This window comes from Phormidium sp. CCY1219, assembly GCF_055795085.1.
Genome location: NZ_JAYFEQ010000642.1, coordinates 18981 through 30748, shown reverse-complemented (window position 1 = coordinate 30748; position 11768 = coordinate 18981). Strand labels below are relative to the sequence as shown.

The following is an 11768-nucleotide window of genomic DNA, read 5'->3' as shown; positions in this document are numbered from 1 at the left end:
TCAAGGGGTTTGGGGAGTTTTATAAAGGGGAAAAGGGAGTGAGTTTAATTCCTGGAGTCGGGGGTGGGAGACTCTCCGAGGAGTGAGGGGAGGGGGAAGGGGGAAAAGTCCGATGGGTAAATGATTCAATTGCACCGATCTCGCTCTATAATAATCAAAATTGAACCGGGAATCTGCTATGGCTTTAATTGATGACGTCAAACAAATTTGCGATCGCCTCGCCCCGCATGGATGGCGAGAATTGCTGCTGCAGCATGGGTTGGATATCGCGGCGGAGAACTTGGAACGAGAGCTGAGCAAACCGCTTCGCAATATCAACCGCCGGATAAAAGGATTTGAAGATTTTGCCTTTGAGGGGTTACGGGCGATCGAACCGGGATCCCCGGCGCGCAGTTTATTATTTCACGCTTTCGCTTCGCCGAATGTGGTGATGGGGGCGGATGGCAATGAATTGACCGAGTTTCCCACGTTGGCGGAACTGGATACGGTGGAAAATTACCTGTATGGGGTGCAAGCGCCGTCGATTGTGGAGTTGCGAGTGCGGGCAAAATACGCTCCGCTGGCGATCGCGGTATTTGCTTCGGAGTATCGCCCCGCCGCCGAAACGCCGCACCGCAAGCATGCGGATGTGTGCTTTTCGCGCACGGGAGTCGCCCGGGTGGGCACGGCGGAACCGCTATACAATGCCAAAAATCGCGGATTTTTACCCTTTGTGGATGACAACCAGAAAGCCTTTCGGGTGATTCCGGCACGCTATAGTGCGTATATTGCGGTAATTCGCCGGGGAAATCAGTTCGGATATCGTCCGATGCGTTTTCGGGAAGGGGACGATCGCCGATTGTTCTGGTTTCCGTTGCACAAGCTATTTGACGGAACCGAATGCATCCGCGATCGCGATTTAAGCGTTACCCTGGAAGCGAACCACATCAACGAAAAATTACGCCGCATTCATCTAGAACTGCAGCGCAATGGGTTCGATACCGGATGGGGAGAACCGGATATCAGCAATTCGCCGTTTGTGTTTAGCGAGGGGATTGCGCAATGGGCGGAAAATCCGGAGTATGGCACCGGCGTGCTGGTTCCGATCGCCCATCCGCGACTGGTGGAACCGGCGGAATATCAAGGGAACCCGCTCACGTTTAAAGTGCCAGAAAATTATGGGATGACCCTTTCTTCCAGTTTGTTGATTCCGGCGGATAACGAGGCGCGTCACGCGCCGGAATACGTTCACGCCCGCCATCAAATTTTAGCCAATGGCGATCGCCAAGACTTGAACGAGCGCCCGGATGTGGTGCAGCAGGTTGCCAATGGCGGATACAATGCGCTACACTATCTCGATTTTACCGCAGATGGAGCGATCGAAGCCTTATGTCCGGAATTGGCGGTGGAGTTGCCCCGGCGGGTGCCGGCATATTCCCTAGTGAGTGCGCCGGATTATTTCCCTACCTGCGATCAGCGCCAGTTGATGGATTGGTGGGAGCAGTCGGTGCCGGAAACCCTGCAGGAGAGCATTTGGCGGGTGCCGCCAGAAACCCTCTCGGATGAGCGAATGCCGCCGAATTTGGCCTTGCAGAATGTGGATTTTCGCGCCAATGACGTCACCGTAACGGCGATCGTCTCCTTGCCGACGGAGGGCTTTGTGCGACAGATGCAGCTCGACCGCTCCGGGAGCAGTCGCCAGTCTCACTTGACCGATGCGGCTGCCGGGATCTACGCTCCGGGCTGGGATGTGAGCTTCGATCGCACCCCGGATGGCGTAGACTATCTCGCCGCCTACGGTCTCGGTAGCCCCTTCCCAGAAGATTCCAAACTCTGTGCCGCACTCAGTACCTTCTGGCCGGCGGTTTCTCCCGATGCGGCGCGCACCTTTGAACCGGCTCCCTCTTGGCCCACGGTTAGCCCCCTCACCGATGCGGAAATCGGCCAAGTGGGGAATTTACCCTGGGATGGGGTGGTCGGACCGCAGTTAGTGTGCGAAAACGGCACCTCGTTTGTCGAGTATTCGGCGATCGATTACGTAGATTACGTGAAAAATGCTTTGAACAGCGAGTTTACCGTGGCGCTCACCGGTCAGGTGGATGTGCGCGAGTACGAGTCGCGGGTGCTGATGATGGCCTATGTATATCGGGCGTTGGGAATTAAAGATGAAGCGTATTTTCGTCCGGGAATGTCTCTGGAAGAACAAGGAGAGGCGTTTGGTCGCATTATTTCCGACAAAGCTCAATGGAGCGTGCTTTCGTTTCGCGAGGCGAGTCGCACTGAGGAGGAGCTGCAAACCGCTCAATCGACCACCGGGATTCGCTTAACCGGTCAAATTTATCGCTTTGAAGTCTATCGACATGGATCGGTGTCTACCCCTGCCGATGATTTCCGCAAGCGTCGCGTGGAAGTGCTAGAACGGGTCACGCTGTTTGTCAACGGACTCCGGGTGCTGCTCCAGCGCGGCGATGGCTCTTGGCAGGTGGAAAGAGTATAATTAGCAATGAAGCAACCCCGTGGGGCGTTCGGTCGCTTCCCGGGGCGAACTATACATAAATTCGGCTCCTGCAAGCTGAATTTATGTATCTTTTTCTGGGAGTTCCACGGCAGCGCGAGGTGAAGTATATGCAAGAATCGGATTGTATCGTTATCGGCAGCGGTCCGGCAGGTGCGGCAGCGGCGATTGTCTTGGCGCAACAAGGGTTGCAGCCGACGATCGCAGAAGCGGAATGCTTTCCCCGCCATCGTCCCGGGGAAACGTTGCACCCGGGAATCGAACCGTTGCTGCAACAGTTAGGGGTGGGCGATCGCCTGTTATCTGCGGATTTTATCCGTCATACGGGCAACTGGATACAATGGGAGGGCGATCGCCGTTTCGAGGCATTTGGTGCGGATGAATCTGGGGAGTGGCGCGGGTTTCAGGCATGGCGGGCGGATTTCGATAGCTTGTTGCGCGATCGCTGTGTAGAATTAGGGGTAGAAATTCGCCAACCCTGTCGCGCATTGCAGCCCATCGTTCGCCAGAATCGCGTTATCGGTATCGAAACCAATCAAGGGGCGATTTACGGGCGATTTGCGATCGATGCCACCGGGCATAAACATTGGCTGGCAAAACAATTAAAGTTACCCATCAATCGGTATTCTCCCCGCCTAATTGCCTACTATGGTTATGCCCAAGGAAACTGTCCCAGTCGCGAATCAAATCCGGCGATCGTTGGCGATCGTAAAGGATGGACCTGGACCGCAAAAGTCCGCCCCAATCTTTACCAATGGACTCGCCTCTGTTTCACCCCAGAAAAAATAGAAAAAGATTGGCTGCCCCCCGAATTTCACTCCCTCCAACCCTGGGGCAAATTTTCAGCCGCCGATGTCACCTGGCGGCGAGTTTATCCCCCCGCCGGACCGGGTTATTTTATCGTCGGTGACGCCGCCACCGTACTCGACCCCGCATCCTCTCATGGGGTGCTAAAAGCCATCATGTCCGGAATGATGGCCGCCCATTCTATCTCCCAAATCTTGCATCGCGGACGGTTTGAGGGTATCGTCATTCAAGGGTACTCTCAATGGGTGGAAAACTGGTTTAAAAACGATGTAGAAAAATTAAGAAACCTTTACGCCTTGCTTCCCATTGCCCCCGATTGGGTATGATAGATAACGCAGGGAAAAACAGACCCCTGACGAGCACAAGGCACTCCCTTGTGCTTCCCTCAACATGCACTTTATCCGTTCAGCATTTAGCCCGATGAACATCACCAACCACTTTATCGACGTTGAAACAAAAGCGGGAATCAGCATTCACAATCTGACTCCCCAGATTAAAAACTTACTAGCCGCAAACCCGATAAAAAATGGTTACGTTTTGGTGTTTGCTAGACATACCACCACGGCTTTATTTGTGAACGAGTATGAAGAACGATTGCTCGAAGATATTAAAGTCTATCTGGAAAAATTGGCTCCTCCAGATGGCAAATATCTGCATAACGACCTGCATCTGCGAGTGGTTCCTCCCGACGAACCGATTAACGGTCACTCCCACCTGATGGCAATCACCCTTAACAATAGCGAATACATTCCCATTGTCGAGGAAAATTTAGCCCTCGGCACTTGGCAATCGGTGATGTTAATCGAGTTGGATGGACCGCGCAAACGCAACGTTTTGATTCAAATCTGTGGGGAATGAGGTCAATTTCCATGCATATTATCTCGATTGACCTTGGGAGCAAACCTACACAGAGGTTTCCCTGCATGTCAGGCAAATTTACTCCATACCGTCATTGACAATCTTTCATCCGGAATCCTTCACAGTTGAAGAGGAGACTATAATCCAAGGACTGCACACTCAAGAGGTTTAACATGGATTTCCCTTTTCACCGAAACAGACAAAGCGATCGCCCATTGAAGCGGTTTCCTTTAACCCGACAGTGGGGATTCTCCCTGACATTGGTTCTCGGAATGACCCTTGGCTGCACTAACCCTTCCCTATCTACCCAAACCCAAGCAATTTCCGCGATTTCAGTCCACTTCAATTCCTCTAATGTAGCGGCAAATTCATCTCAATTTTCTCCCACAAGGAAGTTATCCCCATCGATGAGTTTGCCATTCTCAAACGCACCTAAAGGTGATGTAGAGATAACCGAAGTCGAAATGATGAGGAGAGAGGCGTTGGAAACGGCGATCGTCAACGAAAATCTCACCCCTCTAACTCGCTATTGTCGCATGGGAGAGTGCATTGAAAGTTACTACACGTTTACAAACCTTCAGCAAGAATCCCAGGGAGAAAAACTCTACGAAACTGAAGTTTTAGTCTACCGCTATGGAATGGGCGAACCCACAGGCGAATGGATATTTAAGTCTGCGCCAACGCGAGTCTTATGTTCCACCTATCGCCCTATGGTGGTCGATTTTGATGGGGATGAGTACCTTTTAACTCACCTCAGCCCTGGTAATCTACCCCCCGGTTTTCAAACGGATTATGATGCGCTCTATTGGGACATATGTCATGGATTATCGGTGAGCGAATTCCAACAAAATCAATCCAGAAGCGAACTTGCTAGGGAGTTGGGGTACGACTTAAACCGAGAACCCTCCCAAACTCGCCAAAACTTTATCGAACTGATTGAGCGGTAATTCAGTTTCATCAGAAGATTGAGGAGGTTCTCGTTAAATTGTAACGATGAGCTTCCTTGGAATTGTTCTTAAGTCTTTGGGGGCGATCGACTATTTTTAAATGTCCCTGCATATCCAAGGGGCTTTAATAGTATATCTGGAGGAATAAATGTTAAAAATTAGTCCGCGTCGGTGGACTATAGCGCTGTCGCGGGCTGGCTGACGCTAGCGATCGCCAAGGCGTGATTTCAATCGCCCGCTTCTTTCCTCGATCCATCTTCTTAACCTTGAAAATACATTGTATGATTTTGCCATACCGGCAATGCCTCGATCCTCCCTTTCCTGGTCGATATGGCGAAACTTTACGAACGATTTGTCGCCGAATGGTTAAAACTACATCTACCCTCGGACTATTCTCTCACCGCACAGGAACGCATCGATATTGGCCGGGACAAAAATATATCTTTTAATGTCGATATCGTATTATATCACAAACCGACCGGAATGGCAACCTATGTTTTAGATACCAAATACAAACGGAAAATCAACACCAATGACATGCAGCAGGCGATCGCCTATGCAGTTTCCAAACATTGCCAACAGGCTATTTTAGTTGATCCCGAACCCTTGTCTCATTCCATCGATGAAGCGATCGGCAATATTCGCATTCGCAGCCTCACTTTTTCCCTCAATAGCAACCTGGAAGAAGCGGGTCAAGCGTTTTTAACGACCTTAATTATGTGAGCGGTAAGGATACAAATGATTGCGATCGCCTTTTTGCGGAGGTGGAGCCTCAGTATTGTCGTTCCCAGACGGGAGGCTGGGAACGAGGGAAGGTAGGCCATTTTTTAGGAGGCAAATTACCATTTTACCCGCAATTGCAACTACAATTTTGAGACAGATTGACGCGGAAAATTATTGCAGTTAAACCATCATGCGAAAAGCGATCCAAATTTTCTTTCAATCATTCCCGATCGCCATCCTCATCGTCATTGTAGCGATGGTCATTCCTACCCCTGCACAACAGCAACCCAGCCTCAACGAAATTTACCAAATTTTGCACGAGAAAACCTTCGTTGACCTCACCCACGCCTTTGAGCCAGGAATACCGCATTGGAAAGGATTTCCCAACGAAGAACGGGAAACCATCTATTGGTATGACCCGGGAGTCGGAACCGTGGGCACCGGCTTTTTTGCCCACCGCTATTCCCCGGTAGGACAGTGGGGCACCCATGTGGATCCCCCGGCGCATTTTATTCGAGGTTTACGCACCCTCGATGAAATTGACTTGAAAGAAATGATAATGCCGTTGGTGGCGATCGACGTTCACGAAAAAGTTGCTAACAATCCAGATTATACGATTTCGATGGCAGATGTAGAAGCCTGGGAAGCCAAACATGGAAAAATTCCAGAAGGGGCGGAAAGTGGTGATGCGAACGGATTGGTCGAAACGGTGGCCCGATCCGGCAGCAATGGCGAATAAAGATGCCAATGGCATTTCCCATTATCCCGGCTGGAGTCAGGAGGTGCTGAGCTATCTTTATGAAGAGCGAAAGATTACCGCCAGCGGTCACGAAACCACGGATACGGATCCCGGAATTGCAACCAGCCAAGATGATTATTCCTTGGAAACTTGTCTCCTCGAGCGCGATCGCTATCAAATCGAATTGCTGGCGAATTTGGATCGGGTGCCGCAAGCCGACGCGATCGCCGTGGTCACTTTTCCCAAACCCAAAGGTGGTTCCGGTTTTCCGGCGAGAGTCTTTGCCATTTTGCCGTGAGCAAACCGTTTGCCAGTCGCTCGGTTCGATTCGATTTAAAATGCATAAAACTGACGCATCATTGCAAATCCGGCTGGCAAACACTTTTTTTTCACGAACCACCCTGCAGTAGGCGAGACTCGATCGGGCAATCTTTCCACCCATTGGGTTGGGGGGTGACGCCCGAACCCCTCGCCTCGGACTTCTCAACCGAAGGGGTTGTAGCGCTTCGGTGTAGTAGGGGTGAAGAGGAAGGTTAGCCAATTTGGTTTGCCAAGAGTATCTCGGAACATTAGTTCGCCTCAGCGGACGATTGCTTGTCTAGGGGTGAGTTTTAATTGCCAGATCTTTATCGAGTGCATCCGCGATGAACGAAAAAACCGAATCGATTATCGGCTGTATCCTGGGAACTGCGGTGGGGGACGCTTTGGGACTCCCCGGGGAAGGGTTATCGAAACGACGGCTACAGCGAATTTATCCGCATCTGAACCAGTACGATTTTTTCTTTGGGAAAGGCATGGTTTCCGATGACACGGAACACACCTGCATGGTGGCACAATCCCTGTTGGTTGCGGGGGGGAATGTCCGGCGATTCACCGGGGCGCTGGCTTGGCGGTTGCGATGGTGGCTGCTTCCTTTGCCTGCCGGTGTGGGGTTGGGGACTTTACGGGCGATTGTGAAGCTGTGGTTGGGATTTCCCAAACCGGGGGTGTTCTCCGCCGGGAATGGTCCGGCGATGAGAAGTGCCATTATTGGCGTTTGTTACGGCGAGGATTTGCCGAAACTGAGGGAATTCGTGAGGGCATCCACAAGACTCACCCATACGGATCCGAAAGCCGAATATGGGGCAATGGCGGTGGCGATCGCCGCCCATCTTGCTACCCATCAATCCCCGATTTCGGCAGCGGACTACTATCAAACCTTGGAAGGGATTTTGCCCCCGCAAGCGCGGGAATTCCTGCAACTCATCCGCCAAGCGTGCCACAGCGTTACCCAGGGTGGCGACACGGAGCGCTTTGCCTCACAGTTGGGACTGAGCAAGGGGGTGAGTGGCTACGTTTACCATACGGTGCCGGTGGCGATCCATGCTTGGTTAACCCACCAGCAGGATTATCGCGGTGGGACGATCGCGATGGTTCGCTGTGGCGGCGACACGGACACCACCGCGGCGATCGTGGGTGGCATTATCGGCGCGGGTACCGGGATGCGCGGGATTCCCCCCGAGTGGCTGGACAATCTGTGGGAATGGCCCAGAAGCGTTTCCTGGATGAAAGCCCTGGGTGCAAAATTAGCCATAGCTTGCGATCGCGCTGTCCCAGAATCTGCCCATCCCTTGGCATGGTATGGAATCATTTTGCGGAATCTTTTTTTCTTAGTCGTCGTCCTCCTGCACGGATTGCGCCGCTTATTGCCACCCTACTGAGCAAAAAAAAGCCCAGGGCGATCGCGAGAAGCTTGGGTCCGGAGCCCCCTCGGCAGTTTCAATTATCAATTCTTAACATGCAATAACCCTAGCAAAAAATAGCCCGCTTTCGCGGGCTGTTTCTGTTTTTAGCTCCATCCTGATTCAGATGTGGGCTTTTTTGAAGGAATTAATCGGGACAGTTCAAACTTGCGCCGTTGCCATTTTGGCTTCGCTAGATGTCAGCATTTCATATTTTTCCCGCATCTTCAGACCCGTGAGGACTTGGAACAGACCGGTGCCATTGTTGGAACCCGGATAGTCGCGGTGCTGGAGCAACAGTTCGGTCATTTCACCGTAAAACTTCGTACTGGTGTTGCTGAGGTGACTTTCGATGTAGATCATCTCCTCTAGATTCTCGAACTGACCGTCTACTTCCAGGATAGAGACCTCATGCCCTTCAAAGGCATCCGGTCCGTAGTACATTTTGATGCCCGGGTAGGGGCAAGTCAATTTGCGTCCGCAGGGGGTCCAATGAATCGTCGATCCCTCGTCAAACAGATAAACCGGCTCCATGCCTTGCACGTCATAGCGCTGGATCATCTGAACGCGCAGAACCTTGCGTTCTTTGTCTTCTCGAATCAGTTCGGTGGGTAACACCCGCAGGACCACATCAGCATGAGCTTTTTGCGGTTCGATGTAGGCGCTAAAATCTGGGCGACGGGCGTTGATAGCGGCGAGAACGTCTTCGTAACGGTGGCCCCGTTCTGACATATCTCGTTGGATTTTCCAGGCAATCTTGACCTCATCACTGATATCCAGGTAGACGCTGTAATCTACCAAGGAGCGTACCCGTTCGTCGTACAGTGGATGAAGCCCTTCAATCACGATAATGTGATTCGGCTCGATGCGCTCTGGTGGATCGATCTCGCCGGTTTCGTGGTTGTAGATGGGCTTGTCAATCGCCTGACCGTTTTTGAGCGCCTTGATTTGTTCGTACATCAAATCGAAGTTATTGGCTCTGGGATCGAGGGCTGTGACGCCCTGTTGTTTGCGCTGTTTGCGGTCTAAACTGTGGTAGTCATCCAAACAGATGACCGTCATCAGTTCTTCTCCGAACAAGTCTTTCAGACGGCGCAGGAATGTTGATTTGCCGCATCCAGAGTCTCCGGCAACACCAATTAAAACCACGTTTTCCGGCTTACTGGTCATAGATTCCCTCTATCGATATTGCTCTGTGTACCTATGCTACGGTTAATTGCGTTTTAAAAAACAATAAAATTTATTCTATATTGACATACGGATGGTTAATTTACTCATTTGCCACAACAATTTGCCCCAGATTCTCGCCTCCTTCACCTAGAACCCGTGGGGTCAACCCCTTAGTTGGCGTTAGTTTGGCAGTTTAAAGTCCAATGGGGTTCTAACTGGAACACTGGCGCATCCCTGGCTCCACCCGTGAGGAGAATTTCCGATTTATCTGAAAAGCAAATGGATCCAACGCCTGGGCGATCGTCCACTGGGGCACTCCTGACGGAGGCGACGGAGATAGAGAGGGGATTGTTTGGGGTCAAAAATCCCGATGCCAGCCCGAGCCATTGGCGTTGAAAGCCAAGGGGTTCGGGGGAACAGTCCCGCCGTGGGAGGAACGAACAGTGGGTATGTGACAATTCTACACTGAAACGGGATCGCTTGTGACAGAAAGGCAATTGTTTTTTTTCTGGAGGTTGAGAGGATCCAGAAGCGAGGGGGCAAGGCTTGTGGATCCCGGGCAGCGATCGCCGGTCTGGTCAGAATTGCGGCCCGTTGACCTGGAAGGTTTGCCCCGCCAGGGAAAATTTATCCAAGCAAACAACTTCCCGAGAGAGACAATTCCACGGGCAGAGAAAAAGGTCAAATCCCCAAAACCCACGGATCCCACGCGATCGCCAATCCTTGCTTTCCTATGTCCACACCGCAAGATTTCCCGGTCCCAATTCTCGAGACCAACGTCAGCACGGGGACATCGGGCTGTAATCTAGAGAATAGAGTTTCAAGATTCCGTTCTAACTCCAAGAACGGATCCTTATTGTCGGGCAACTGACAACGAGTCCCTGTTCTCGGGTTTCTCATATCCGAAAACCCGTCTGCAAGACTACGGAGAACCCACTCGTCTGCGTTGCCCGAGGAGTCGTAAATTTCATTCGGAGTCTTTACCTTTATGTACAATCCCAGCACAGTAGGAGTTACAGCCAATACAGAATTTGGTAACCGCTTTTTTGTATATGAAGTGGTGGGTCTGCGTCAAACTGAGGAACAGGATCCGACCAATAGCCAAATTCGTCGCAGTGGAAGCACCTTTATCACTGTGCCTTACAACCGCATGAATCAAGAAATGCGACGCATCTCTCGCATGGGCGGACAAATTGTCAGCATCCGTCCCCTAGAAGATGCGTTGGCTAACGGTCAGATGTCATCCAAGTCTAACGGACAACAGGCCCCCAGTCCTGCCGAAAAAAGCAAGCCGATGACTGAAACCAAGCCGAAAAAGGCCAAGGCCAAAAAACAAGACATTCCCGTTAATATCTACAAGCCAAAAAAACCCTATATTGGTAAATGTTTGAGTAACGAACCTCTGGTTCGCGAAGGTGGCAGTGGCCGAGTTCAGCACTTGATCTTCGACCTTTCTGAGGGAGATCTGCGCTATCTGGAAGGGCAAAGTATCGGCATCATCCCTCCTGGAAAAGACGAAAAGGGCAAGCCGCATAAACTGCGCCTCTACTCGATCGCTTCTACCCGTCACGGAGACCATCAAGATGATAAAACCGTCTCCCTGTGCGTCCGCGAACTGGTCTACCAGCATCCGGAAACCAACGAAACGATCTACGGGGTTTGCTCCTCTTACCTGTGCAACCTCGAAGCGGGTGCCGATGTCACCATCACCGGGCCGGTGGGTAAGGAAATGTTGCTCCCTGATGATGAAGATGCCACCATCATTATGATGGCAACCGGTACGGGAATTGCTCCCTTCCGCGCTTACTTATGGCGGATGTTTAAAGAACAACATGAAGACTACAAGTTCAAAGGCTTGGCTTGGTTGTTCTTCGGCATCCCCTACACCGCCAACATCCTCTATCAAGAAGAGTTGGAACAATTACAAAAAGAATTCCCGGATAACTTCCGCTTGACCTATGCCATCAGCCGCGAACAGAAAAACGCTCAAGGCGGCAAGATGTACATCCAAGACCGCATCGCAGAAAATGCCGAAGAACTGTGGCAACTGATTCAAAAACCAAATACCCACACCTACATCTGCGGTTTGAAGGGCATGGAAGGCGGCATCGATGAAGGGATGTCTGCGGTCACCTCCAAGCAAGGAATTGATTGGGCTGACTACCAAAAACAAATGAAGAAAGAACATCGCTGGCACGTAGAAACCTACTAAGTTAAGTGCAATTTTCTTAATGTTGGTTTAAGTGCTGCGTGAGGGGAAGGTCTCCATTGACCTTCCCCTCTCTATTTGTTTGAATTAAACCCATCAA

General features: G+C 51.3%; 10 protein-coding genes. 9 read left to right on the top strand and 1 reads right to left on the bottom strand.

The genetic code is table 11. The features are described from left to right. The first annotated feature begins 178 nt into the window (after window positions 1–178). The 8 genes from AC0QH1_RS18515 (at window position 179) to AC0QH1_RS18480 (ending at window position 8268) form a co-directional block, all read left to right on the top strand. Complete coding sequence (locus AC0QH1_RS18515; protein WP_324632739.1) at window positions 179–2476, top strand: hypothetical protein; 2298 nt, start codon at window positions 179–181, stop codon at window positions 2474–2476. A 128-nt stretch (window positions 2477–2604) separates the two neighbouring features. Then, the gene (locus AC0QH1_RS18510) at window positions 2605–3627 is read left to right on the top strand and encodes an NAD(P)/FAD-dependent oxidoreductase (protein ID WP_324632738.1); all 1023 of its coding nucleotides are present in this window, start codon (window positions 2605–2607) and stop codon (window positions 3625–3627) included. Window positions 3628–3721: 94 nt separating this feature from the next. Further along, window positions 3722–4159, top strand: coding sequence for a secondary thiamine-phosphate synthase enzyme YjbQ (locus tag AC0QH1_RS18505; protein ID WP_324632737.1), 438 nt, complete (start codon window positions 3722–3724; stop codon window positions 4157–4159). A gap of 464 nt (window positions 4160–4623) precedes the next feature. Then, entirely contained in the window at window positions 4624–5106 is a 483-nt protein-coding gene (locus tag AC0QH1_RS18500; RefSeq protein ID WP_324632736.1) for a hypothetical protein, read from the top strand. A gap of 309 nt (window positions 5107–5415) precedes the next feature. Then, window positions 5416–5829, top strand: coding sequence for a 5-methylcytosine restriction system specificity protein McrC (locus AC0QH1_RS18495; RefSeq protein ID WP_324632740.1), 414 nt, complete (start codon window positions 5416–5418; stop codon window positions 5827–5829). Between the two features lie 190 nt (window positions 5830–6019). Next, a complete protein-coding gene (locus tag AC0QH1_RS18490; RefSeq protein ID WP_324632735.1) occupies window positions 6020–6568 on the top strand; it encodes a cyclase family protein in 549 nt (182 codons plus the stop codon). Continuing rightward, on the top strand, window positions 6558–6866 hold the full coding sequence (locus tag AC0QH1_RS18485) for a cyclase family protein (RefSeq protein ID WP_442957333.1): 309 nt from the start codon (window positions 6558–6560) through the stop codon (window positions 6864–6866). The genes AC0QH1_RS18490 and AC0QH1_RS18485 overlap by 11 nt, the downstream gene beginning before the upstream one ends. Window positions 6867–7212: 346 nt before the next feature. Beyond that, a complete protein-coding gene (locus AC0QH1_RS18480) occupies window positions 7213–8268 on the top strand; it encodes an ADP-ribosylglycohydrolase family protein (RefSeq protein ID WP_324632733.1) in 1056 nt (351 codons plus the stop codon). 183 nt (window positions 8269–8451) lie between these two features. Here the strand turns inward: AC0QH1_RS18480 and AC0QH1_RS18475 are convergent, their stop codons facing one another. After that, window positions 8452–9459, bottom strand: a complete 1008-nt coding sequence (locus AC0QH1_RS18475) for a phosphoribulokinase (protein WP_324632732.1) — start codon at window positions 9457–9459, stop codon at window positions 8452–8454. A 988-nt stretch (window positions 9460–10447) separates the two neighbouring features. On the opposite strand from AC0QH1_RS18475, the gene petH reads away from it, so the two are divergent. Next, window positions 10448–11671 carry a ferredoxin--NADP reductase gene (gene petH, locus AC0QH1_RS18470; RefSeq protein WP_324632731.1) on the top strand — a complete coding sequence of 408 codons (1224 nt, stop codon included), beginning with the start codon at window positions 10448–10450 and terminating at the stop codon, window positions 11669–11671. The last annotated feature ends 97 nt before the right edge of the window (window positions 11672–11768 follow it).

What these genes read in the sequence shown, in the direction of transcription:
- AC0QH1_RS18515 (WP_324632739.1), top strand. Translation starts at nt 179, where the DNA reads ATGGCTTTAATTGATGACGTCAAACAAATTTGCGATCGCCTCGCCCCG.
- AC0QH1_RS18510 (WP_324632738.1), top strand. Translation starts at nt 2,605, where the DNA reads ATGCAAGAATCGGATTGTATCGTTATCGGCAGCGGTCCGGCAGGTGCG.
- AC0QH1_RS18505 (WP_324632737.1), top strand. Translation starts at nt 3,722, where the DNA reads ATGAACATCACCAACCACTTTATCGACGTTGAAACAAAAGCGGGAATC.
- AC0QH1_RS18500 (WP_324632736.1), top strand. Translation starts at nt 4,624, where the DNA reads ATGATGAGGAGAGAGGCGTTGGAAACGGCGATCGTCAACGAAAATCTC.
- AC0QH1_RS18490 (WP_324632735.1), top strand. Translation starts at nt 6,020, where the DNA reads ATGCGAAAAGCGATCCAAATTTTCTTTCAATCATTCCCGATCGCCATC.
- AC0QH1_RS18485 (WP_442957333.1), top strand. Translation starts at nt 6,558, where the DNA reads ATGGCGAATAAAGATGCCAATGGCATTTCCCATTATCCCGGCTGGAGT.
- AC0QH1_RS18480 (WP_324632733.1), top strand. Translation starts at nt 7,213, where the DNA reads ATGAACGAAAAAACCGAATCGATTATCGGCTGTATCCTGGGAACTGCG.
- AC0QH1_RS18475 (WP_324632732.1), bottom strand. Translation starts at nt 9,459, where the DNA reads ATGACCAGTAAGCCGGAAAACGTGGTTTTAATTGGTGTTGCCGGAGAC.
- petH (WP_324632731.1), top strand. Translation starts at nt 10,448, where the DNA reads ATGTACAATCCCAGCACAGTAGGAGTTACAGCCAATACAGAATTTGGT.